Annotated in this window: 17 protein-coding genes; 8 read left to right on the forward strand and 9 right to left on the reverse strand. The window is 68.7% G+C overall.

All coding sequences use genetic code 11. The annotated features are described in order from the left end of the window. Window positions 1–64 precede the first annotated feature (64 nt). Window positions 65–418, reverse strand: coding sequence for a YciI family protein (locus tag IF188_RS10415; protein WP_191171741.1), 354 nt, complete (start codon window positions 416–418; stop codon window positions 65–67). A 121-nt stretch (window positions 419–539) separates the two neighbouring features. Beyond that, window positions 540–866 (reverse strand): L-rhamnose mutarotase, encoded by a 327-nt coding sequence (locus IF188_RS10420; protein WP_191171742.1) that lies wholly within the window; start codon window positions 864–866, stop codon window positions 540–542. Window positions 867–1,003: 137 nt separating this feature from the next. Between IF188_RS10420 and IF188_RS10425 the strand changes: the two genes are divergently transcribed. The 3 genes from IF188_RS10425 to IF188_RS10435 are packed head-to-tail and all read left to right on the forward strand — an operon-like array spanning window position 1,004 to window position 1,987. Further along, complete coding sequence (locus IF188_RS10425) at window positions 1,004–1,183, forward strand: hypothetical protein (RefSeq protein ID WP_191171743.1); 180 nt, start codon at window positions 1,004–1,006, stop codon at window positions 1,181–1,183. A gap of 40 nt (window positions 1,184–1,223) precedes the next feature. Next, a complete protein-coding gene (locus IF188_RS10430; RefSeq protein ID WP_191171744.1) occupies window positions 1,224–1,592 on the forward strand; it encodes a bleomycin resistance protein in 369 nt (122 codons plus the stop codon). 38 nt (window positions 1,593–1,630) lie between these two features. Then, window positions 1,631–1,987 (forward strand): hypothetical protein, encoded by a 357-nt coding sequence (locus tag IF188_RS10435; protein WP_191171745.1) that lies wholly within the window; start codon window positions 1,631–1,633, stop codon window positions 1,985–1,987. A 58-nt stretch (window positions 1,988–2,045) separates the two neighbouring features. On the opposite strand, the gene pulA is transcribed toward IF188_RS10435, so the two are convergent. Beyond that, window positions 2,046–7,817 (reverse strand): pullulanase-type alpha-1,6-glucosidase, encoded by a 5,772-nt coding sequence (gene pulA, locus IF188_RS10440; protein WP_191171746.1) that lies wholly within the window; start codon window positions 7,815–7,817, stop codon window positions 2,046–2,048. A gap of 249 nt (window positions 7,818–8,066) precedes the next feature. Between pulA and IF188_RS10445 the strand changes: the two genes are divergently transcribed. The 3 genes from IF188_RS10445 to IF188_RS10455 are packed head-to-tail and all read left to right on the forward strand — an operon-like array spanning window position 8,067 to window position 11,769. Further along, the gene (locus IF188_RS10445) at window positions 8,067–9,629 is read left to right on the forward strand and encodes a type I restriction-modification system subunit M (protein ID WP_191171747.1); all 1,563 of its coding nucleotides are present in this window, start codon (window positions 8,067–8,069) and stop codon (window positions 9,627–9,629) included. Then, a complete protein-coding gene (locus tag IF188_RS10450) occupies window positions 9,626–10,807 on the forward strand; it encodes a restriction endonuclease subunit S (RefSeq protein WP_191171748.1) in 1,182 nt (393 codons plus the stop codon). The genes IF188_RS10445 and IF188_RS10450 overlap by 4 nt, the downstream gene beginning before the upstream one ends. Further along, the gene (locus IF188_RS10455) at window positions 10,804–11,769 is read left to right on the forward strand and encodes a restriction endonuclease (RefSeq protein WP_191171749.1); all 966 of its coding nucleotides are present in this window, start codon (window positions 10,804–10,806) and stop codon (window positions 11,767–11,769) included. Before IF188_RS10450 ends, IF188_RS10455 begins: the two co-directional genes overlap by 4 nt. 144 nt (window positions 11,770–11,913) lie before the next feature. Here IF188_RS10455 and IF188_RS10460 read toward each other — a convergent pair whose 3' ends face one another. From IF188_RS10460 to IF188_RS10470, 3 genes are all read right to left on the reverse strand, one after another. Beyond that, entirely contained in the window at window positions 11,914–12,660 is a 747-nt protein-coding gene (locus IF188_RS10460; RefSeq protein ID WP_191171750.1) for a PIN domain-containing protein, read from the reverse strand. 97 nt (window positions 12,661–12,757) lie between these two features. Continuing rightward, a complete protein-coding gene (locus IF188_RS10465; protein ID WP_191171751.1) occupies window positions 12,758–13,696 on the reverse strand; it encodes an Ltp family lipoprotein in 939 nt (312 codons plus the stop codon). Window positions 13,697–13,819: 123 nt separating this feature from the next. Continuing rightward, window positions 13,820–15,229 carry an HNH endonuclease signature motif containing protein gene (locus tag IF188_RS10470; protein ID WP_191171752.1) on the reverse strand — a complete coding sequence of 470 codons (1,410 nt, stop codon included), beginning with the start codon at window positions 15,227–15,229 and terminating at the stop codon, window positions 13,820–13,822. Between the two features lie 145 nt (window positions 15,230–15,374). On the opposite strand from IF188_RS10470, the gene IF188_RS10475 reads away from it, so the two are divergent. Continuing rightward, window positions 15,375–15,704: a DUF222 domain-containing protein gene (locus IF188_RS10475; RefSeq protein ID WP_191171753.1), complete on the forward strand. Its 330-nt coding sequence runs from the start codon at window positions 15,375–15,377 to the stop codon at window positions 15,702–15,704. 182 nt (window positions 15,705–15,886) lie between these two features. Continuing rightward, window positions 15,887–19,276, forward strand: coding sequence for a DEAD/DEAH box helicase family protein (locus IF188_RS20545; RefSeq protein WP_191171754.1), 3,390 nt, complete (start codon window positions 15,887–15,889; stop codon window positions 19,274–19,276). Between the two features lie 49 nt (window positions 19,277–19,325). Here the strand turns inward: IF188_RS20545 and IF188_RS10485 are convergent, their stop codons facing one another. From IF188_RS10485 to IF188_RS10495, 3 genes are all read right to left on the reverse strand, one after another. Continuing rightward, complete coding sequence (locus tag IF188_RS10485) at window positions 19,326–19,982, reverse strand: TetR/AcrR family transcriptional regulator (RefSeq protein WP_191171755.1); 657 nt, start codon at window positions 19,980–19,982, stop codon at window positions 19,326–19,328. Further along, window positions 19,979–22,396, reverse strand: coding sequence for a PEP/pyruvate-binding domain-containing protein (locus IF188_RS10490; protein WP_224751723.1), 2,418 nt, complete (start codon window positions 22,394–22,396; stop codon window positions 19,979–19,981). Before IF188_RS10490 ends, IF188_RS10485 begins: the two co-directional genes overlap by 4 nt. Window positions 22,397–22,748: 352 nt before the next feature. Continuing rightward, entirely contained in the window at window positions 22,749–24,872 is a 2,124-nt protein-coding gene (locus IF188_RS10495; RefSeq protein WP_224751724.1) for an MDR family MFS transporter, read from the reverse strand. Window positions 24,873–24,907: the final 35 nt, after the last annotated feature.

A 24,907-nucleotide genomic window follows, 5' to 3' on the forward strand; every position in this document is an offset into this window, starting at 1 on the left:
AAAGGGCGCGCTCCCGTCGGTCACGACGGGAGCGCGCCCTTTCTCGATGAGTGGATGCCGCGGCTCAGGCCCCCGCGCGCCCCGCGCCGTCGGGCCAGACCATGAACGGGCGCAGCTCCAGCTGCCCGTTGCGGGCCATCGGATGCCGTGACGCGATCTCGATCGCCTCGTCGAGGCTGTCGACTTCGAGGATGTCGAAGCCGCAGATGACCTCGGCGGTCTCGACGAAGGGTCCGCGTGTGGTGAGCACCTTGCCGCCGCGCACCTTGACGACCGTGGACTCGCCCTGCGGGGCGAGCACCTCGCCGATGACGCGCTTGCCGCTGGCGTCGAGCGGGTCGACCCACAGGGCGACGTCGGACTCGTCGACCTCGGCGTCGGGCTCGAGCGAGGTGACGACGAACATCATGTACTTCATGTCAGATCCTTCCGGTGCGGGCGGGCAGGCACCCGCCTCACTGGGGTCGTCGCGCGGCGTCCGCACACATCGACAATTCCCTGGATTTCTTTTTTCTGATTGGATGCCGCCGCCAGGGGCGTCAACCCTGCTGCTCGCTCAGCCGCCAGACCTGGGGCAGCATCATGCCCTCGGGCGCCTCGCCGTCGAGGACAAAATGGTCCACATGCTCGCCGATGCGCGCCTGCCACGCGGCGTCTGCCGGATCGTCCTCCAGCGCCCGCATCGCCGCCGCGAAGTCGTCGCAGTCGACGACGTGGAACAGGTGCGATCCCGACCGCCAGATCGTCCAGTCGCGGATGCCGATCCGCGCGAAGCTGGCTGCCAGGTCGTCGGGGATGCGTTCGTGCTCGCGGTCGTAGGAGCTCTCATGACCGTCCTTGACGATCGAGTGCAGGGCGACTCTCATGGTCGGGCCTCCGGGACGGCGGGTGCGAACGGGCTCCACCGTAGCCCATGCGGCCGCGCCGGAATCATCCGAGAGGTGGACCCGGATGAGACCACGGGTGGACGCACGGCGGGACGGCGCTCCGTAGCGTCGAAGTCATGGCCACCACCACGTCCTCGGTCCGCATCGCCCGTCATCGAGAGCTCTCTCCGGTCGCGGCTGCTCTGCTGACGATCGGCGGCAACATCCTGGTCCTCGCGATCGCGGGCTTCGCGGTCGCGGGCGTCGGCCTCGCCGCGGTCGCGGTGTTCGGCGCGCAGCTGCTCGGCTCGCTCTGACCCCTGCCGCCGCGTCCGCGGGACACGCTAACCTGCGGGGATGACCGAGCGGGCCGTCCCCATCCTCCTCAGCCGCGACCTGCGAGAGACGCTCGAGTTCTACGAGCGGCTCGGGTTCGAGAACCGCGGCGCACCGCCCGAGGAATGGCAGTACCTCATCATCGGCCGCGGCGAGGCCGAGCTGCACTTCACCGAGTCGCCCGACGTCGACCCGTTCACCACGGCGTCGATGTGCTACCTGTTCGTCGACGACGCGCGGGGCCTGTACGAGCTCTGGGCGGGACTCGTCGAGCCGGATCCGTCGACCGGCAGCCGCATCACGGCGCCGGTCGACACCGACTACGGCATGCGCGAATTCGCCGTCGTCGACCGCAACGGCAACCTGGTGCGGGTCGGCAGCGCGATCTGAGCTGTCGAAGGCACCCGCCGGACCGCTAGGCTCGCGCCATGACGGACGTCGCGACGAAGCCGCGCCCCACGAGGCCCGGCACCAGCTTGCGCGGGTTCTCCGCGCCCCTCGTACTCGTGCTGGGGCTGGTGATCGTGCCGATCGCGCTCGCGCTGATGACGCTGCCGCAGGGCGCTCCCACCGACGAGGACTACGTGCGCATGGCGTTCGCGAGCGTCGCGGGCTGCACTATCGGCATCGTGAGCGTCGTCGGACTGCTCGTCGACCGGATCGTGCGGCGGGCAAGAGCATCGACGATCGTCCTGTTCACGGTCATCGCGCTGGTAGTCGTGCCGTGGCAGCTGAGCGGGATCGGCCGCGCCGCCGACCAGCTGCTCGTGAACCTCAGCCTCTGACGGACATCGCCCGCTCGCCCGAAGGGCGAGCGGGCGATGTCATGCCGGGATGCCGGCGTCAGCGCTTCTGCGCCTCCACCAGAACCACGGCGGTGCGGGCGGGGACGGTCACCGTGCCGGTGGCGGCATCCCACGTCGTCGTCTTGACGACCGGGTCGGAGCCCTTCGCGAGCGCCGGCGTCAGCGCGAACGAGCGGCCCTTCAACGCCGACACCGTCTGCGAGACGGGCTCGGTGCCGGCGTTGAACACCACCAGCGCTCCCTTGAGCTTCGGGTCCACGTCCTTGCCGACCAGGTCGTCGATGAGCATCACGACCACGCCGGGTGCGGCATCCGGTCCGCTGTTCGGGAACGTGACCTTCTGCTCGATGAGCTCGGCAGACCCGAGGCGCAGCAGCCCCACCTCGTCGCGCACGCGCAGCAGGTCGAGGGCGGATGCCTCGGCCGTGGCGATGTCGGACGCCTGCGGCTTGTTGGCGGGGTTCGCCAGCAGCGGCTGCATGATGCCCCAGTTGTCGTCGTTGTCGGCCGCCATCGGCAGACCCGAGCCGAACGTCGACTGCTGGCCGGTCCAGTCGATGCGGTTGAACCAGTCGCCCGAGTTGTAGCTGTTGCGATCCAGCGACTTCGAGCGCAGCAGCTCGGTGCCCGCGTGCCAGAACGATGGCGTCTGCGCGTAGGTCGTGGTCGCGAGCTCCAGCGTGTTCATGCGCACACGGTCGGCCATCGTGGTGTCGGCCGGGAGCTTCAGCATCGACAGGTCGAACAGCGTCTCGTTGTCGTGCGCATCGACGTACGTGATGATCTCGTCGGGCTGGTCGGCGTAGCCGGCCGGCGCACCGCGGTAGTCGAGCTCGTCGCCCGCCTTCAGGGCACCCGTGTGATCGGTCAGCGTGTAGTCGCGCAGGTTGCCCGCGAGGCCGAGCTTCACCAGGTCGGTCTGGTGCGCGAGGTCGGCGAGCGCCTCTTCGGTCGTGCCGTTGATGGGCGCGCCGTTGGGGTCGGTGCCCAGGCCCGTGCCGAAGCCCTGCTGCTGAATGGTCTCGCCGGCCACCGGGCTGCCACCGTGCACGGCGTCGCGCAGCCGGTCGCTGAACGTGCCGATGCCGGTGCCGCCGAGCTGTCCCTGCGTGGCCTGCTCGAAGAGGGCGTTGTTCGCGACCTCGCCGAAGTTCCACCCCTCGCCGTACAGGTAGATGGCCTTGCCGTCGACGCCGTCCTTCTTCAGCGTGAGCTCGTCGAGCGCGGCGCGGATCTCGAGCATGTTCTGCTTCGAGTGGTGGCCCATCAGGTCGAAGCGGAAGCCGTCGACCTTGTACTCGCGCGCCCACATCACGACAGAGTCGACCATCAGCTTCTGCGCGACCTCGTGTTCGGTGGCCACGTTCTGGCAGCACGTCGAGGTCTCGACATTGCCGGCGGCATTGAGTCGCTGGTAGTACCCGGGCACCACCTGGTCGAGCACCGACGTCGCGTTCTGCCCCGACGCCGAGGTGTGGTTGAACACCTGGTCGAGCACGACCTGCAGGCCCATGCCGTGCAGGGCTCCGACCATCTCACGGAACTCCGACACGCGTGCGCCGCCTTCGGGATCCACGGCGTACGAGCCCTCGGGCACCGAGTAGTGGTACGGGTCGTAGCCCCAGTTGAAGCCGTCGGTCGCCGAGACGGCGGCCACGCACGCCTGCTGCTGGTCGCTGTCGGCCGGCATCGATGCGAGGTCGCAGTCGGGTGCCTGCTGCTTCGAACGGTCCTCTTCGATCGTGGCGATGTCGAACGTCGGCAGCAGGTGCACGGTGTTGATGCCGGCGGCCGACAACTGGCGCAGCTGCTTCGTGCCCGCGCTGTCGCGCGTGAACGCCTTGTAGGTGCCGCGCTCGGCCTCGGGAACGCTGGTGTCGCCGATCGAGAAGTCGCGCACGTGCAGCTCGTAGATCGCTCGGTCGACAGGGCGCGCGATCTCGGGGGCCTTCGTCTTCTCCCACGCCTTCGGGCGCCACTGCTTATCGTCGAGGTCGATCGCGACCGACCGCTCCGAGTTCGTCGTCAGCGCGACCGAGTACGGGTCGGTGACGTCGTTCGTCTCGATCCTGCCGGTGGTCGGGGCGTAGACCACGACCTCCCACAGGTACTCGTCGCCGGCGAGCTTCTTGTCGCCCTTCACGGTCCAGATTCCGGATGCCGCATCCCAGGTCGCCTCGTGACGCGCAGGATCACCGTCTGTGCCAGCGTCCCACGTCAGCAGCGTCGCCGTCTGCGCGGTCGGCGCCCACAGCCGGAACGTCGGCTTGCCGTTCTTCGCGAACGTCACGCCGAGGTCGGCGTCGTCGACGGCATCCGCGTACAGGTCGTCCAGCACGCCGGGGATCTGCACTCCGGTGAACGCCGTGAGCGCACCCGCCGCGCCGCGCTGGGCGACCATGAGCTGGCCCTTGAGCAGATCGGCAGCCGCCTCGCGGTCGACGTCGACGCGGAGCGCGACGTAGCCGGCGAGCGCGGGGAACCGCTCCTTCTGGTCGTCGGTGAGACCGCCGTCGATGCGCGTCAGCGCGATCGGGTCGGTGCCCCCGGCGACTTCGCGGTCGGCGGTGACGCCGAGTGCGGCATCCCGGGATCCGTAGAGCTGCCACGCGGTGTCGGCCGTCACCGTCCCGAGGTCGGCGGGCCAGGCGAGGGTCTCGGCATCGATCCAGTGCGCGCGCAGCTCACCGGTGCCGGCGAGCGGCGGGTCGCTCGCCTTGACGGTCAGAACGTGGGTCTCGAGCGTGTACCGGAACGTCACGACCTTGCCGGCGGTCGCGCTGAATGTGATGTTCGCGCCGCCCGGAGCGCCGCCGGCGCCGTAGTTCTCGGTCCATGAGCGGCCGTGCGCGACCTTCACCTCGTACGAGCCGGTGGGCAGGTCGTCGGTCGTGAACTGGAACACGCCGTCGCCGTCACGGTCGAACATCATGGTCGCCAGGCAGTCCGGCATCCAGTCGCCCGCGCAGCCGAGCTCGCTCTGCAGCGAGCCGGGCAGCGTGATGACGGGGCCGTCATCCGTCGTGCGGATGTTCTTCGTGCGCGGGTCGAAGAAGAACTCGACCGGCCCGCCGGCGTGGACCAGGGTGATGTTGCCGCCGTTCTGCACGCCGCCGGCGCCGTAGTTCTCGTCCCACTTCTTCTCCGTGGCGACCTTGAACTCGTAGCTGCCCGCCTTCAGGTCGCCCAGCGCGAGATGCCAGATGCCGTCGACCTTGGTCATCTGCACGGCGTCGCAGTCGGGCTGCCAGTCGCCCGGGCAGCCGGCCGCGGCGTTGAAGCTGCCGGGGACGCTCACGGCGCCATACTCGGTCGGCGTCTGAGGCTCTTCTTCGACCGGCTCCTCGGGCGTCTCGTCGATGCCCGTGCTGACCTTGTTGCCGACGGAGGCGTAGGTCGAGGCTGCGGCGTGGTTGCCCGCGGCGTCGGTCGTCACAGCACGGTACTCGACAAGCGTGCCGGTCGCGAGACCGCCGACGGTGTGGAAGACCCCGGGATCGGTGTCTTCGGCCGTGCCGAGCGCGTGCCACTCGTCCGACCCGACGACGCGCCAGGCGAAGCTCGTCTCCTGCCAGGTGGTGTCGTCGACGTCCGCGGTCACGGCAGCGGTACCGCTCAGGCCGGCGCCGGCCGCAGGGACCGTCACGGTGACGGGTGTCACGGCGGAGGGCGCCGTGACGGTCGTGCCGGCGCGGTAGACGACGGCCGAGAGCGCCGGGACGTTCACGGACGTCGCGGAGGCGGCATCCGTCGAGATCGCGGTCGAAGTCCCGTAGACCGGGGCGTACGACGCGTTCGCGGTCAGGGTCGTGAGGTTCACGGCCTTGTCGGCGGTGGTGTTGTTGAGGGCGACCAGGTACTCGACCTTCTCGTCGCGGTCGACGCGCGAGAAGGCGTACACGCCTGCGCCGTTGTCGGCGTAGCGCTCGATCTGCGCGCCGGTGACGAGGGCCGGGTTCGCCTCCCGCAGCGCCGCCAACTCAGCGATGCGGGCGTACACGGGCGCCGACATGTCGTACCGGTCGACCGAGCCGGCGCTCTCACCGGTGATCAGGTTCTGGTTCTGGTACGAGGGCACTTGGCTCGCGAACAGCGACTGGCGGGCGTCCTTGTCGCCGCCGGTGCCGACGAAGCCCTGCTCGTCGCCGTAGTACACGACCGGCTGGCCGCGACCGAGGAACATCAGATCGTGGGCGAGCAGGTCGCGCTGCAGCGCGTTGTCCGCGTCCTTCAGGAAGTAGCCGACGCGGCCCATGTCGTGGTTGCCGAGGAAGGTCGGCAGCGCGGTCGCCGACGAATCGGGCGTCGTGTAGCGGTCGTCGCCCGCGTACAGGTTCTGCAGGCTCTTCGCGTTGCCGCCGCCGGCGAAGCTCACCGCCGAGGACTGGAAGGTGAAGTCGAGCACGCTGGACATGTCGGTGTCGCGCACGTACGGCGAGAGCTTGGCCGGGTCGGCGTCATAGACCTCGCCGAACATGAAGAAGTCGGGCTTGCCCTGTGCGTGCGCGTAGTCGAGCACGCGGGTCGTCCACTGCTGCCAGAACTCGAAGTTGACGTGCTTGGCGGTGTCGATGCGGAAGCCGTCGATGCCGAGGTCGATCCAGTTCTCGTACACGTCGACGAAGCCGTCCACGACCGTCGGGCTCTCGGTCATGATGTCGTCGAGACCGTCGAAGTCGCCGTACGTGACCGACTCGCCCGACCAGGTCGAGTTGCCGCGGTTGTGGTACAGCGTGGGATCGTTGAGCCACGCCGGAACCTTGAGGTCTTTGTCGGCGTCCGCGATCACCGGTGTGTACGGGAACGACGTCGCGGGGTCGAGCGCCGGGAACGTATCGGTGCCCGCGTACGTGTGCGGGTCGAACGCGACGCCGTTCGCGTCGGTGTACGGCGACGAGTTCTGGTCGATGTAGCCGTACTGCTTCTCGGCGTAGTCGATGACGTCGGCGGTGTGGTTGGCGATGATGTCGAAGTAGACCTTGATGCCCTTGGCGTGCGCCTCGCCGATCAGCGCCTGCAGCTCGGCGTTGGTGCCGAGGTGCGGGTCGATCTGGGTGAAGTCGGTGATCCAGTACCCGTGGTAGCCGGCGCTGGCGTTCGCTCCGGTGCCCTGCACCGGCTTGTTCTTGAAGCTCGGCGTGAGCCAGATGGCGGTGGTGCCGAGGCCGTCGATGTAGTCGAGATTCTGGCGGAGCCCCGCGATGTCGCCGCCGTTGTAGAAGCCCTTGTCGGTCGGGTCGAACCCGCTGGTCAGCCGGTCGCCGCTGAGCCCGCCCTCATCGTTCGACGTGTCGCCGTCGGCGAACCGGTCGGTCATCACGAAGTAGAACTGCTCCTGGCTGCCGGGCTCGCGCACCGGCGGCGCGACCAGCGCGTCGTCGTCGGCGGTGTAGCCGGTGCGCAGGCTCCTCGCCTCGACGCCCACGCGCTTGGTGTTGTCGTCGAACACGAAGCGCAGCGTGGACGGCCCCGCGATCGTGAGCGGGATGTTGTCGTTGCCGCCGTTCAATCCGTACGACTCGCCCCACGCGTCGTTCACCGCGACCTTGTACTCGTACGAGCCGGCGGGAACGTCGAACTCGGCGGCGTACACGCCGGCGGTGCCGGTGGCGGCGAGGTCGGTCGCCGCGCAGTCGGGCTGCCAGTCGGCCGAGCAGCCGAGCTCGGACTGCACGCTGCCGACGAGTGCGAACGTGCGCTCCGCGGCGGCGGCCGGGGCGATGGCGACCACTCCCCCGGTGAGGATGAGTGCGGCGGCCGTGAGCGTCGCGGTGAACGCGCGCGTCCGGAGAGGTGTCGGCTGTGACATCAGGGCTCCTGGATGGGGAGAAGGCACGACGACGTGCCGGTGAGCTGTCCGCCGACACTAACAGCGGATTCACAAGAATTGCAAGCGCTTACAGAGTGAGAACCGTTTCATGGACCGGATGCTGCGGCCGCCGGCATCCACTCTCCCGATGTTTTCGCAACCGCTTGCAGTGACCCACGTCCGTTCGCAGGGCGAGTCGCGATGCCGCTGGACTAGCGTGGGAACGTTGCACGCGCGAGGGGAGACGGTGTGGTCACGGGTCCGCTGAAGGGGCAGGTCGACAAGGTCTGGGATGCGTTCTGGTCGGGCGGCATCGCCAACCCGGTCGAGGTCATCGAGCAGATCACCTACCTGCTGTTCATCAAGCGACTCGACGAGCTGCACACCAAGGCGGAGCAGAAGGCTGCACGGTTCGGAGACCCGATCGAGAACCCCGTCTTCCCCGACGGATACGACAGCGACCTCCCGGGCCGGCGCCCGTATCGCGACCTGCGGTGGAGCGTCTTCACGGGCTATGCGCCGGCCGAGATGTTCGAGGTCGTGTCCGAGCACGTGTTCCCGTGGCTGCGGCAGCTCGGCTCCGAAGGCTCCAGCTATGCCCGCAACATGCGCGACGCGCGCTTCACGATCCCGACGCCTGCGCTGCTGACCAAGGTGGTCGACCTGCTCGCCGACATCCCGATGGAGGACCGCGACACCAAGGGCGACATCTACGAGTACATGCTGTCGAAGCTCGCGACGAGCGGCACCAACGGCCAGTTCCGTACCGCGCGGCACATCATCCAGCTCATGGTCGACATGCAGCAGCCGCGCCCCGACGACCGCATCATCGACCCTGCGGTGGGCACGGCCGGGTTCCTGGTCGCGGCCGAGGAGTATGTGCGCGCGCATCATCCCGAGATCTGGACGGATGCCGCCACCCGGGCGCACTTCAATGGCCCGATGTTCACCGGGTACGACTCCGATGCCTCGATGGCCCGCATTGCGAGCATGAACATGCTGCTGCACGGCGTCGAGAACCCGACGATCGAGCGTGCGGATTCGCTGTCGGAGGGGCATCCCGGACTCGACGAGTACACGCTCGTGCTCGCCAATCCGCCGTTCGCCGGCTCGCTCGACGATGAGACGGTGTCGAAGGATCTGCAGAAGGTCGTGAAGACCCGCAAGACCGAGCTTCTCTTCTTGGTCTTGATGATCCGGATGCTGCGAAACGGCGGCCGCGCGGCGGTCATCGTTCCCGAGGGCGTGCTGTTCGGTTCGTCGAACGCCCACAAGGCGGTGCGCAGGCTGCTCGTCGACGACCACAAGCTCGATGCGGTGATCAAGCTCCCGTCGGGAACCTTCAAGCCGTACACCGGGGTGTCGACCGCGATCCTGCTGTTCACGAAGACCTCGTCGGGCGGCACGGATCACGTCTGGTTCTACGACGTGCGGGCCGACGGCATGACCCTCGACGACAAGCGGACGCCGATCGAGGCGAACGACCTGCCGGATGTGCTGGCGAGGTGGCACTCATTCACCACGTCCCCGATCGACAGCTCCCTGCTCGTTGAGCGAGCGAAGCGAGACGAAACGCCCCGACCGGACGGACAACTCGAATCCGAGTACGCCCGCCCCCGCACGGCGCAGTCGTTCATGGTTCCGCGCCAGGAGATCGTCGACAACGGCTACGACCTGAGCCTCAACCGGTACAAAGAGATCGAGGTCGAGGAGGTCGAGCACCGGAGTCCGCTGGAGATCCTCGACGAGCTCGATGCGCTAGAGGTCGAGATCCAGGACGGGCTGGCGCGGCTGCGGGAGATGCTCGCGTGACCTGGGAGACGGTGCCACTGGGTGAGGTCGCCAAGTACGTCCGCGGTGTGACCTACAAGCCCGCCGATGTCGTCGGCGAAGGCGAGGGCGGGGTCGCCTGCCTTCGTACGAAGAACATCCAGTCCACGCTCGATCTCGGGGATCTCGTGTATGTGCGCGGCGATCTGCGTCATCGCGCCCAACAGCAGGTCCAGGCGAATGACGTCCTTGTTTCATCTGCAAATAGCTGGCACCTTGTGGGTCGGGCCGTCCTTGCCGACGCCCAGGCCACGGGCATGCTCATCGGCGGATTCATCGGTGGACTTCGCTTCGACCCGCGGATGGTTGACCCGCGCTTCGGTTTCCGTTGGTTCTCGTCACCATCGATCCAGCAAACGGTGCGCGGCTTTGGCCAGCAGACGACCAACATCTCAAATCTCAATGTCGATCGGACGCTGCGTCTCCGGTTCCCGCTCCCGCCTCTCCCCGAGCAGCGCCGCATCGCGGCGATCCTCGACGAGGCCGATGCGGTCCGAGCGTCTCGCGCACGAGACCGCCAGCTGATGAATCACGCGGTGGACAACCGGATCAGCTCACTCATCGACGGTGCAGTCGAACACCGACCGTTCGGAACGCTCATAAACGAACCCTTAAGGAACGGCATCTCGCCCTCTCGAAGCGGCAACGTGGAAGGCGACGTGCTGACGCTTTCGGCGATCACGCGTGGCTCATTCGACGCCCACTTTCGAAAAAGGGACACGTTCACCTCGCCCCATTCGGCGGACAAGCTCGTTACGGCCGGTCTGCATCTAATCTGCCGAGGCAACGGCAATGCCGACCTGGTCGGCGTCATGGCTTCGGCACCTGAAACGCTCGAGGGCGTCGCGTTCCCTGACACAATGATCGCTACTCGCCCTTCATCCGCGGTGACTTCAGCGACGCTCCTGGCCGCCTGGCGTCACGAATACGTGCGCGAGCAAATTCGGCGCGGTGCACGCACCACCAACGGCACATACAAGGTCAACCAACAGTTGCTCGCATCTGTTGTCGTTCCCGTCCCCAGCATCGAAGCGCAGCGGCAGATCGACGAACTGGAAGCCGAGCGTGCGATCGTCGATTCCACCATGCGTTCGGCAGCGACAAAAATGGACGCGCTCTTCGTCTCCCTCCAGTACCGCGCGTTCCGAGGAGAACTATGAGCGACCCCGCAGCCCGGGCATCCATTCCGAAGTGGCACGAGTTCATCGATCCCGTGTTCCGTGTTCTCGCCGACGAGCCGTCGCTCACCCTGCAGCAGATCTACGACCGCGTCGCCGACCGCGTCGGCCTCAGCGACGCCGCCAAGGCTGAAGTGACTCCGTCGGCGCGGCAACCCGTGTACTGGAACCGCATCGGGTGGGCGGTGTCGCGCTCGAAGGGCGCGGGCTTGCTGGAACAACCAGCGCGGGCAGTTTACTCGCTGACGGTCGAGGGCCGCAGCCGAGCACGGGCTGACGAAAGAGTCGACGAGTCGACACTGCGGCAGTACCCCGCCTACATCGAGTGGATCGCCAGTTTCCGCAAAGACCGCAGGGCGGCAGCGTCCGATTCCGTGAGCCCGGGCGACGTCGTCGAAGCGCTCGACGACGAGCGCACGCCCGAGGATCAGATCGAGGACGCGGTCAAGCTCCTCACTCGCCAGCTCGAGGAGCAGGTGTACGAGCTGCTGCACCAGGTCCAGAACCCGTATTACTTCGAGGATCTGGTGACGCGGTTCATCGCTGCGCTTGGATACGGCGACGACTACGAGGTGACCGCACGGTCGGGCGATCTCGGCATCGACGGCGTCGTCTGGCGCGACAAGCTCGGACTCGAACGCGTCTATATCCAGGCCAAGCGCTACGCCGAGGGCAACACGGTGAGCGCGGAGGCGGTCCGCGCGTTCATCGGCAGCCTGGGTCTGCATCGCGCATCGGTCGGAGTGATGATCACGACGTCGACGTTCCCGAAGACCTCACATGAAGAGGTCGCTCGCACCCACAGCACAAATGTGCGGCTGATCGAGGGTCGCGAGCTCGCGAAGCTTATGGTCAAGCATGGCGTGGGAGTGACGGTGGAGCGCCAGATCCCGATCCGCCGCATCGATACCGACGTGTTCATCGGAGACCCGCTGATGCTGTGATTGATACGAGTGGCTGCGCAGTCAGTTTCCGTGTGGCTGCAGGTCACGCAAGAGACGGTGTGCGCAAGAAAAGACCCAGCCCCTCCGCTAGGGAGAGAACTGGGTGGTGTGTCTCCATAAAAGCACAACTCGCCGACACCGAGCTCACCAGCCCACAGGTTTGTCGAAACCTCCAACTGATTCCGCAAACTGATGTGCCCGATAGTCATCGGGCCCGAGCTTTACCCACCAGTGGCCGCCAACGCCGTCTGCGGGAAGACCCTTCAGCATCTGCGACAGGGGCCGAGCGGTCGGATTGACGAGACCGACGGGGACGTGCTGCCGGACGACTCGGAGCGGCAGACTGAGGTCGCCGTCATTCGACACGACGATCGCTGCATCGACACGACGCTCGAGGACGTCGGTGAGCAGCCGAGTCGCGACATTGACGTCGGAACCCTTCTCCTCGAAGGACGAATAGTGCACGAAGAGATTCGTGTCCCCCTCGGGCCCGATGGTCTCTTCGGCAGGCAGCCAGGCAGGGATCTCCGCTACCCCTGGCGAGATGACCCGTTGATATCGGCGTCGCCGTGCTGAGCTGGGAGCGAGCAGTACGCCCTTACCGGTTTTGACGTTGTACTGCCCGAACTCGACGCGTACACGCCCGTCCAGCTGCAGAGCATTGAGATAGACGAGCTGATCGCGGACCGACGAGGGATCGCCCTCCTTCTCGCGAAGCGCGGTGCAGTAGGCCAATCCAACGATGGCCGCCCTCGGCCCGAACCGGGCTTCGGCCAGACTCGAGCTCAAGCTCAGCAGATCAAGCCATCGCCATCCCGCAGAACCACGCCCGCATTGCCCGCGTGCTCCGTAGTAGACATTGAAGGCGTCGACGTAGACACCGACCCTCATCGCGCGTCGGCGCCGGAATCGCATTCATTCATCGTGGCAGACAAGAGGGACATCGAACGGGCGGCCGCCGCCGAAGCGACGGCCACCCCGACACGGCTCAGTAGCCCACCGCCGCGAGACCGAACTGGATCTCGGCGTCGGCGAAGCCCTCGTACGCCAGCTGGTCGTACAGTCCCTGACGCGAGAACGACGAGAACTCCAGGTAGGACGCGGCCTTCTCGGCGCACTCGGCGTTCCAGTCGGCCCCCGCGTTGTCGGCGCCGAACGTGGCGTCTTCGGTGGAGTAGCCCTCGTATTCGAGCTGGTCGATCAGGCCTACGCGCGAGAACCCGGCGAACGAGAGGTAGGACTGCGCCTTGCCGATCGCATTCTGCTGCGCCAGCGTGTAGACCGGCTTGGGAGCCTCGGCCGTGATGAACACGGCGGTGCCGGCATCCGCCTGGCGTCCCTCGCTGATCGTCTGCGTCAGCACCACCCAGTCGTCGCCGATGTCGACGGGCATCTCGATCACGAACCCGGCGGCCTCGACCGCGGCACGCGCCTCCGCCACGGTGTGCCCGACCAGGCCCGGCATCTTCTCGCGATCATCGACAGGCTGAGCCGCGGGCGCTTCGACCTCACGCACGGGCGCGGGCGCGGTCGAGGCCGACTTCGCCGGCGTGACCGCGGCCTGGTCACGGCCGCCGCCGATGCTGCCCACGATGATGCTCACGAGCATGAGGGCTCCGAACGCCACGAGCGCCCACTGCCACCACTTCAGCGTCGGCAGCCCGCGCTTGACCGGAGCCGCGATCGTGACGCCGGTTGCGACCGAAGCCGGCGCGGAGAGGCCAGCACCGGGAGTCCCGGTCACTCCCGGTGCGCCGGCGTCGGGCTGCCCCGCGGCCGGTGCTGCGTTCCCGTCGGTCTCCGGCGCGGCCACGTGCTCGGTCCACTGCGCGCCGTCCCAGTAGCGCTGCCCGCCGGCCCTGTGCGGGTCGGGATACCACCCCGCGACCGGCAGCGACGAAGACGAGTTGTTGTTGATTCCAGACATGACGAACCTTCTGGTCGTTCGAGGCGCAGACCCCCAGGTGCGCGCCACCGGCCGACGGCCAGTAGAACAGGACACACCAGACCTCCGACATTGCGTTGGCGGCGTCGGTCGGTCGCGCGTGGATCACATCCGCAACGGGAGTTGGTTCTGTCGCCGGATCGGGGATTTCGTCGCCGGCCGCCAGGCACGCTCGGCGTCCCACCAGTACGGACCCCTCACGTGCGGGGTGCCGTCGACCATGCGGATCTGCCAGCCGCCGGTCTCGATCGTGCGATGGTGGAACCAGCACAACAAGACCCCGTTGTCAGTGTGCGTCGGCCCACCCCGCGAGTGTTCCTGCACGTGGTGGATCTCGCACCACTGCGGAGGCACGTCGCACCCCGGGATCACGCATCCGCCGTCGCGGAGGGTGATCGCCCGCCGCTGATGATGCGAGAACACCCGGTCCAACGTGGTGAGCGACACGATCCGGCCACCCTCGCCGAGCACCACCCGCTCCACCACACCCGCGCACGCGACCTGCCGGGCCACCCCGATCGAGATCGGCTCGTCATACCCGGGCAGATGCGCCCACCCGCGTCCGGCGGAAAGATCGTCCTCCCGCACCTGCACCACCAACGTGGGTGCGGCACCGCCGAGCATCGGCAACTCCCCGGATGCCGCGGCCGCGGCCAGCAGGATCGCCAGCGCGTCATGCCGCTTCTGCCCCGCCGTCCGCGTATCCGCCGCATCCTCGAACGGACCGTCACCGTCATCGGTCTCGACGAAACGAGGCCCCGACACGTCGACCTTCGGGTTCAGCACACTGTCCAGCCCGAGCTGCAGCTGCGCAGCGACCTCTGGCAGGAGCCCACCCCGCACCGGCACCAGCCCGTCCGACCCGCGCCTCCCCACCGTGAGCCCACGCTTGCGCAACGCCCGCGTGTCGACCGGCTCGGACCCGTCCGGATCGAGGAACACCGCCCACACCCGCGCCATCGCCCGCAGCTCATCCGCCGACACCGACCCGCCTGCATCCGCCGCACGTCCTTGCGCGACCGCAGCCAACTCCTCATCCGCAGCGAGGATCCCCGCCCGCCCGCCCAGCGAACCCCGGAACACCCCCGACACTGCGACCACCCCGTCAAGGCCCGCATCCCCGGACAGCAACGCGTCCCGCATCCCCGGGAACTCGGCCGGCAGCACCTCGCCCGACGACGGCGCCACCGACCGCCGCACCGCCTGGGCCGCCGCCACCACGTCCCCCGCCGTCCGGCCCGACACCCGAGTCACCCGCTGCACCAACTCGGCCGTGCTGCGACATCCGTACCGGGTCGTCGCACGATCCGCATGCGACACCGCCTCGTCGCGCTCCACGATCACCGCGACCGCCTCGACCATCGCCGCGTCGACCAGGCGCCGCACCCTGCCCGCCGCCGCCAACACCCCCAGCACGTCTGCATCCGTCGCGACCCGCAACCCCTCCACCACGTCGGCCACCACGTTCGCCAACACATCATCAACCCCCGCGAGAGCGTCGATGAAGTTCGTCATACCCCCATCATGCCGAGGGGTTCCGACATCCAAACACCCTGATCCAGGGCGATTTCACGCCTGTGGATAACCCCGCTCCACACCCCCAAGCCCTGCACCTGTGGAGGACGCGATGGATGTCCGACGCTCGCCCTACGGTGCGACCATGACAGACAACGAAACCATCGTCGAGGGCGAACCCGCTCGGCTGATCATCGAAGCATTCGAGGTCATCATGGCGAACAGCCACGAGCACGACGGCATGCTCGAGTTCGAGGGCACGATCGGCGGCGACGCCGGAGCCGCCCTCGTGCACGCGCTCGGTCGTGTGACGGCCGAACTGCACGCCGAAGACATGAGGAGCTTTCTTCCCGGAGGCACGCGAAACAACCGAACAGCCGATCAGCGCAGCCACGACGCATTCATGCTCCTCATGGAACGCGTCGCGGCGGCCTTGGAGGCTGCGACACCACCCGCGCCCGTCCCGCGTGCGTAGCTGCAGCGCGGTGGATGCCGCACGACCCCGCCGCCGGACCACCGACGACGCCTCGCCACCGCGCGGAGCGCCCACGCGCTCACGCGCTCACCGCGACCAGATCGACACCGAACGCCTGATGTCGGCACCTTTCGCTAGCATGGCGCGAGAGCAGGGGCCGAGCCTGCCGCCGGGAGCCGTTCGTGGGGAACTTCGACTTCGTCCGGGATCGCTGGCCGAAAGTGTGGGAGGCCGCATCCCGCGCAGAGTCGTACCTGCGCAGCGACCCGCGTGCGTCCGCCACCTACTCCCGCCGGGCGGGCGAGATGTTCACCGAGTGGATCTACGCCGCCGAGAAGCTGACGCGGCCCTACGACGACTCGTTCGCCAACCTGACCGCGCAGCAGGCGTTTCGCCAGGCCGTCGGCGTCAACGTCGACGGCGGGCTGCGCCTCGTGCGACGCGTCGGCAACGATGCCGTGCACAAGGACTCGGCGATGCCCCTCGATCGCGCGCGCGGCTCGCTCGAGCAGCTGCATACAATCTGCCGCTGGCTCGACCACTGCTACGGCGATCCCGACGGCGTGGATGCGCCGCCGTTCGACTTCGCAAAGGTCCCGCCGGCGCCGGCTGCGGTCGTCCAGCGGGCGCGTGCGGAACTCGAGCGCACTCAGGCGGAGTTCGACGAGGCGCGTCGCGCTCTGGCCGCAGAGCAGGAGCGCAGCACAGCGCTGCAGGCGCAGCTCGATGCCCTCCACGCCGAGGCGACGGCGGCCAGAGCCGCGAACGACGCAGCCAACGCGTCCCGCGGCACGCCCGACCCGACCCTCGCGACCGAAGCCGAGACCCGGCGCGACCTCATCGACCTCTACCTGCGCGAGGCAGGATGGGCACTTGCCGACAGCCGCGATCGGGAATGGCCGGTCACCGGCATCCCTTCGCCGTCAGGAACCGGCAAGGTCGACTACGTGCTGTGGGGCGACGACGGCAAGCCGCTCGCCGTCGTGGAGGCCAAGCGCACCACGAAGAGTGCGAAAGAGGGGCGGTTGCAGGCCGAGCTCTACGCCGATGCCCTGGAACGGGACTTCGGCCAGCGCCCCCTGATCTATTACACGAACGGCTTCGAGACCTGGCTGTGGGACGACCGTCGTTATCCGCCCCGCATGGTCGCCGGATTCATGACGAAGGATCAGCTCGCCCTGGCCATCGAACGGCGCCGCACCCTCCGTCCGCTCGCCATCGTGCCGATCGACCGCAGCATCGTGGAGCGGACGTATCAGCTCCGGGCCATCCGTGCCGTGAGCGAGGCCTTCGAGCAGAAGCGTCGGCGGGCGCTGCTCGTGATGGCCACCGGAACCGGCAAGACCCGCACCGTCATCGCGCTCGTCGACATTCTGCAGAAAGCGAACTGGGTCAAACGCGTCCTGTTCCTGGCCGACCGGACTGCCCTCGTCAATCAGGCCGTCGGGGCGTTCAAGGCGCATCTTCCGGACAGTGCGCCGGTCAACCTCGTCACCGACGCCGACAGCGAGGGCCGAGTCTTCGTCTCGACCTACCAGACGGTGATGGGGCTCATCGACTCCGGTGAGGACGCGCAGCGGCGTTTCGGCCCCGGTTACTTCGATCTCATCGTGGTCGACGAGGCACACCGGTCGATCTACAACCGGTACGGCGAGATCTTCGACTACTTCGACGCCCTCGTCGTCGGCCTCACCGCCACGCCGCGCGCGGACGTCGATCACAACACTTACCGGCTGTTCGAACTGGACGACGGTGTGCCCACAGACGCGTTCGAGCTCGACGACGCGATCGCCGGCGGCTTTCTCGTGCCTCCCGTCGCACGGCCGATCGACCTCGGGTTCATGACGCGCGGGATCCGCTACGCCGACCTCCCCGCGCACGAACGCGAGCAGTGGGACGAACTGGAATGGCAGGACGGCGAGATCCCGGATGCCGTGGACGCGGCATCCATGAACCGCTGGCTGTTCAACGCCGATACCGTCGACAAGGTGCTCGAGGTGCTCGTCACCGAGGGTCGTCGCGTCGGCGGCGGAGACGTGCTCGGCAAGACGATCGTGTTCGCGAAGAACCAACGGCATGCCGAGTTCATCGAGCAGCGCCTCGATGCGCAGTTCCCCGAGAGGCGCGGAAAGCTCGCCCGCGTGATCACGTACGCCTCAGGACCATACGCCCAGACGCTCATCAACGACTTCTCGACGCCGGGCAAGAACCCGCAGATCGCCATCTCGGTCGACATGCTCGACACCGGCATCGACATCCCCGACGTCGTCAACCTCGTCTTCTTCAAGCCCGTGAACTCGCACACCAAGTTCTGGCAGATGGTGGGGCGTGGCACGCGGCTGCGGCCCGACCTCTACGGCCCCGGCGACGACAAGCGCGACTTCGTCATCTTCGATGTGTGCGGCAACCTCGATTTCTTCAACGAGGAGCTGCCCGAGGCATCCATCTCTCACTCGCCTTCGCTCTCGGAACGCACGTTCCGGCTGCGTACGCAGCTGCTCGCGGCGCTGCACGGGGTCACGGATCCGGATGCCGCCGCGCTGCGCTCGGCGCTCGCAGGCCGCCTGCATGCCACGGTGACGGGCATGAACCGCGACAACTTCCTGGTACGAGCGCGTCTGCGCACGGTGGAGCGGTTCGCGACGGCTGACGCGTGGCAGACGCTCACGGCCGCAGACGTGGATGCCGCTGCCGAACTGGCCGGGCTTCCGTCGGCCGCCGAGCAAGACAACGACGAGGCCGCCAAACGGTTCGACGCGCTCGTACTGGACGCCCAGGTCGCCGTCGCCGCGAGCGATCCGATGCCTGCCGGAATCGTGTCGCGCATCATCGGCATCGCCCAGGCGCTCAGTGACCAACGCGCGATTCCCGCCGTCGCCGCCCAGACAGTCCTGCTGGATGCGATCGTCGACCCCGAATGGTGGCAGGGCGTGGACGTCGTCCTCCTCGAGCGAGTCCGCGTGAAGCTGCGCGACCTCGTGCGTCTGATCGGTCGCGAAAGCCAGGCGATCGTGTACACGGACTTCGAAGACACGCTCGAAGGCGTCCGCGACGTCGACCTCGCACGGGTCGTTCCCGGCCTCAACCGGCGAGCGTTCCGCGAGAAGCTGCTCGGCTTTCTCGAGGGACGGTCTGATGTCGCACTGCACAAGCTGCGTACGGGCCGCACCCTCACGGATGTGGACCTAGCCCAGCTCGAAGAGCTGCTCACCACAGCGGGAGGAGTGGATGCCGCACAGCTTCACGACGCTTCCGCCGATGTCGGCGGGCTCGGGAGGCTCGTGCGGTCGATCGTCGGCATGGAGCGATCCGCGATCGAGGAGGCACTGGCGGACTTCGTCGCAGCGCCGGGATTCACGCACCGCCAGCACGCGTTCGTCGATCTCGTCGTGCAGCAGCTCACGATCACGGGCTACCTCGACCCGCGTCGTCTGTACTCCGACCCGTTCGACGGCGTGGCTCCCGAAGGTCCCGATGAGCTGTTCACCGACGCGCAGGTGACCGACCTCATCAACCGGATCGAGCGCGTCGACGCCAGTGCCGACCCGGTGCCGAGCCAGGCGACGGCGTAGCCTCGGCCGCCGGCATCCACTCTCCCGATGTTTGCGCAACCGCTTGCAGTCAGCGCTCGGTGAACAGCGGAACCACCACGCCGTCCACGATGTCGAGCAGCACCGCGTCGTCGATCGGGGCGCCGGCGAACAGGAACCGCTGGCGCAGCAGCGAATGCGCGACCTCGAGCCGGATGCGCGTCACGGCAGCCGGGTGCACCTCGCCACGCGCCACGGCGCGCCGGGCGATCTCGGCCATGGCTGTCGTCCCGGAGCCCTGCGAGCCCGCCCGAAGCGCGCGCATGCGCTGCTCGTCGGCCATCGCGTCGCCGAGCAGGCCGCGCAGGGCCTGACCTGCGGGGCCGGCCAGCGCGTCGGCGTTCTCGCGCAGGCACGCGAGCACGTCGTTGCGGAACGATCCGGTGTCGCGCGGGGCGGCGGGATCGGGCATCGCGTGGCGCACGGCGTCGAGGGTGAGTTCCATGCGCGTCGGCCAGCGCCGGTACAGCGACGCTTTGCCGGTGCCCGCGCGCTCGGCGACACCCTCCATCGTGAGCGCCGCGTACCCGTCCTCGGCCAGGAGCTCGAACGCGGCGGCGAGGATCGCGGACCGCAGTGCCTCACCGCGACGACGAGGTCGCGTGCGATGATCCGGCGCGTTCCGTCCGCGGCCTTCGCGAGCAGCGGATGCCGCATCCCGGTGCGGCGGCGCGGTCCCCTCGCTCACCGCGCAGCCGCCGTATCGTCCGCCGCGGTGACCCGGCCGGTGTCGCCGTCGACCGTGACGAGCTGCCCGTCGCGGAGCGTCGACGATCCGACGGCCGTGCCCATGACCGCCGGGATGCCGTACTCCCGCGCGACGATGGCGGCGTGCGAGGCGATGCCGCCCGAGTCCACCACGACCGCCACGGCGCGCTGGAACAGCGGCGTCCACGACGGGTTGGTGTACGGGCAGACCAGCACCTCGCCGGGCTGGAGGCGCCCGAACTCCGCGGGACCCGTGATGATGCGCGCGGGCCCGGTCGCCCGGCCGGTGCCCGCGGGTTCGCCGGCGACGAGGGCATCGCCGGAGTCGCGGTGCGGGAACACGACGCGCGGATCGATGAGCCTCGTGCCAGCGAGCTCGTCGCGCCGCGCGGAGCGCGCCCGCACACGCGCCCGCAGGCTCGCGGCCGCGGGCGCACCCGGAGCGGGAAGACCCTCCACCTCTTCCAGACGCAGGTGCCAGATGTCGTCGGCGTCATCCAGGACACCGGCGGCGGCGAGGCGACGACCGAGCTCGAGGAGCGCCGCGCGCAGGATCGGCAGCGGTCGCGTGAACTCGTAGTGAGAGTCCTCGCGGAACGCCGTGGCGACCCGTGCTCTCTCGATCCGACGCTGCAGCCGCGGGCTCAGCGCCTCGATCCGTGGCCGCTCCCGCGACGCGTGCCGGCGAGCCGGATCCTCCCCGCCCCCATCCGGTGCCGCCACCAGAACCTTCACCAGACCGACCACGATCTCGGGTGCTTCTCCCCACGTCGGCGACGTCGCGAGCAGGGGCGACGCCGATTCGCGGTGCCCGTGCTCCGCGAGCAGCGCGGTGAACTGCGGGATCCGCTGCATCGCCGGCACCAGGTCGCGGGGCTCTTCGGCGGCGAACCGCCGTGCCAGGCCGGGATCGGCGCGGACGAGCGCGGCGAGCGCCTCGAGGTCGCGGTTCGCGCGCTCGGTCGCGCTCCGGCCGTCGAGCAGCAGATCGCTCACCGCGAGCCCAGTGCGAGCGAGCTTGAGTGCGACGATGAGCCGCACGAAGGCGACGCCCGACGCGGGCAGGTAGTCGATGCGCAGGTCGGCGACCGGTTCGACGAGCGCCAGCGCGTGGCGCGGCATCCCCACCAGTTCGTTCCACTCCAGCTCCGCGACGTCGACGGCCGCGAGCTCGCGCACCCGGTCGCGATATCGGACGTATCGGGGGTCGGCCTCCCAGCGCGCCGGATCGTGGCGGCGGGCCCGCGAGGCGATCAGGAAAGGGGCGAGCACGATGCGCGGCGTGGGATGCGGACGCGGTGGCACGAGCTGCGTGACGACGCCGTCGCGTTCACGAAGGAACCCCTCGAATGCGCCGCGCAGGCCGATGCTCTCGGTGACCTTCGCCATGAGCCCCGCGGGCCCGTGGGGCACCCACGTCGACATGTCCATCGGGTAGGGCCGCCAGGGCAGGAACTCGAGCAGCGTGCCTGCGAGCCTGCGCCGCAGCGGGTTCAGGTGTCCGCGGACCGGCGGCGGTGGCAGCGCCGTCATCGGCCGCGCCTGCAGCAGCCAGATGCGCCCCGCCGCGATCGCCCACTCGATGTCCTGCGGACGCCCGAACAGCGCGGCGACTTCGGCCGCGCGCCGCGCGAGTTCGGCCAGCTGCGGTCTCGGGAGTTCGAGGACGGGGATGGATGCCGCATCCCCGCCGGTCTCGTGCACGAGCCCGCCCCCGGCTGCTGGCCGCACCACGACCTCGCTGCGGCCGGGCGTGAACTGCTGCACCGCGCCGTCGCGCGACAGCACGTAGCGATCCGGCGTGACCAGACCCGAGACGACCGCCTCGCCGAGCCCGGCACCGGCCTCGACGACGATCCGGTCACGGTCGCCGGTCACCGGATCGGCGGTGAACATGACGCCTGCGACGTCCGCGTCCACCATCCGCTGCACGACCACTGCGATGCGCACCTCTTCGGGGGCGATGCCGAGCCGGTCGCGATACGCCACGGCACGGTCCGTCCAGAGCGACCCCCAGCAGCGGCGGACGGCATCGCGCAGCTCGGCGTGACCGACCACGTTCAGGTAGGTGTCCTGCTGGCCGGCGAAGGCGGCGCCCGGCAGGTCCTCGGCGGTCGCACTCGAGCGCACCGCGACCGCGCCCTCGCCGAGCGCACGGTAGGCATCGGCGAGCGCGCGCTCGAGTGCCGCCGGAAGCTCCGCGCGCTCGTAGCTCGCGCGGTCGCGATCGGGCACCCGGATCGCGGCGTACGCGTCGGTCGTGACGACGAACCCGTCCGGCACGGGCATCCCGGCGCGGATCAGCTCGCCGAGATTGGCGCCTTTGCCGCCCGCGCGGGCAAGGTCCTCCCGCCCGAAGTCGGTGAGCGGGGCGACCATTGGTGCGGCATCCATCCGAACTCCTTAGTGAACGGTTCGTTCTCTAAGCGTACGTCCGCGGCCCTCGTCGGGGAAGACGGAGTGATGCACGGATGCCGGCGCCTCACGCCGCGGGAACGCCCGACGTCGCGCCATCGGGCCGCCGCCTCATGCGGCGGACGCGCCAGGGCGCCGGCATCCCTTCTCCGCTCTCAGCCGAGGCGCCGCACTCGTGCGCGAGACGCCGCACGCTGGCGACCGCGTTGCGGCACCTCGTGCAACTGTGGGGCGCGTCACGAAACCGGCACGCGCCGCGGAGACCGGTGTCCACGCACACCCGGGCCGGGCAGACGTGGCCGAGCGACACCATCCCCCGCCGCATCCCGGGCTACTGCGCCGTGCCGGCCTCGCGGGCCTGGCGCCGGGTGAGCGGGGCCGCCTCGGCGGGCACCCGGATGCCGCCGGTGTCGACCTCGACCGGAGCACCGGCCTCATTCGCCGCGCGCTGGGCCGACAGCGCCGCGTCATCGTCGACCGCCTCTTGCAGCGCCGACTTGGCGCGCAGCGGCGGTGTCTTGAAGAACAGCGACAGCACGAAGGCGATGATGACCACCCACATCGCGACCCAGTAGACCGCGACCGCCGAATCGTTGAACGCCACCAGCATCGGCTTGCTCAACCGCGGGTCGGCGCCGACGAGGAACGACGTGTCGTCGACGGTGCTGTCGTCGATCTGCGAGTCCCCGCCGTCATCGGCGAAACGGTCGAGAAGCGTGGGCACCAGCGTGTCGACGAACGCGGAACGCTCGTCGGCATCAGAGAGGTCGAGGGTCACGGTGCCCTCGTCCGACAGTCGAGCAGCCGGCACCTGCTTCTGGATCTCGACGAGCGCCGCCTGCTGCGCCTGGGCGACGGCCGCAGCCGTCGCGGCCGCTTGCTGCGAGGCCGGGAGCTGCCCCGCCTCTACCTGCGCCGCGACCGCGTCCGTGGCCGCGGCGGTCGCCTGGTCGACGCCCTGCTGCAGCTTCTCGGTCGTCGCGTCGGTCGCCTGGGTGACGATCGGGGTGTAGATCTTCGCCATGATGTCGGCGTTCTCGGGCGCGGTCGCGACCTCGGGATCGAAGGCCGCGTCGAGCGCGCTCGTGAGAGTGGCTTCGTCGGCGAACGACGCCTGGATGTTCTGCGGCATGAGGGTGAACATCAGCGACAGCAGCACGGCGGTGCCGAGCGTCCCGCCGATCTGCCGGAAGAACGTCGAGGCGCTCGTCGCGACGCCCATGTCGCGCAGCCCGACGGAGTTCTGGCTCGCGATCGTCAGCGTCTGCATGAGCTGCCCGAGCCCGAGACCGATGAGCAGCATGCCGCCGGCCATGAACCAGTACGAGGTGTCGTACTGCAGGCGGGTCAGCCAGAAGAAGCCGATCGAGAGGAACGCGGTGCCGAGGATCGGGAAGATCCGGTACCGCCCGGTGCGGGCGATGATCTGGCCGCTGCCGATCGAGGCGATCATCATGCCGAGGATCATCGGCAGCATCTGCAGCCCGCTCTCGGTGGGGGTCGCGCCCATCACGAGCTGCAGGTACAGCGGGATCGTGAGCATCGCGCCGAACATGCCGAAGCCCACGAACACGCCGATCACGGTCGCCATCGAGAACGTCGACGATCGGAACAGCTTGAGCGGGATGAGCGCGTCGTCCTTCATGAGCGTCTCGACGATGACGAACGCGATCACGCCGAGGCCGCCGACGATGTAGCACCCGAGTGCGAGCGGGGAGTCCCATCCCCACTCGCGGCCCTGCTCGGCCACCAGCAGCAACGGCACGAGCGCGATGATCACGGTGGTCGCGCCCCACCAGTCGATGCGGACGGAGTGGATCGGATGCCGCGGGATGTGCAGGAACCGCAGCACGATGCCGAGCGCCACCAGGCCGATCGGCACGTTGATGAGGAACACCCAGCGCCAGCCGGCGATGCCGAGGATCTGGTCGGCACCCGCGAACAGGCCGCCGATCAGCGGTCCGAGCAGGCTGGAGACACCGAACACGGCGAGGAAGTAGCCCTGGTATTTCGCACGCTCGCGGGGCGCGAGGATGTCGCCCATGATCGCGAGCGGCATCGACATCAGGCCGCCGGCACCCAGGCCCTGGATCGCGCGGAACGCCGCGAGCTGCAGCATCGACGTCGAGAACGACGCGAGGATCGAGCCGATCACGAACACGACGATCGCGAAGATGAACAGCGGCCGCCTGCCGAAGATGTCGGACAGCTTGCCGTAGATCGGCGTCGAGATGGTCGAGACGATGAGGTACGCGGTCGTCACCCACGCCTGCTCGCTGAGGCCGTGCAGGTCGTCGCCGATCGTGCGGATCGCGGTGCCGACGACGGTCTGGTCCAGGGCGGAGAGGAACATGCCCGCCATCAGGCCGAAGATGACGAACAGGATCATCCGGTGGGTCATCACCGGCGCGGCGACGGCCGCGGGCGCCTCGGGCGACGTGCGGGTCTCAGACATGACTACCCCCGAACTGCAGATCAGCGGATGCGATC

The organism is Microbacterium helvum (genome assembly GCF_014779795.1).
Lineage (GTDB): Bacteria > Actinomycetota > Actinomycetes > Actinomycetales > Microbacteriaceae > Microbacterium > Microbacterium helvum.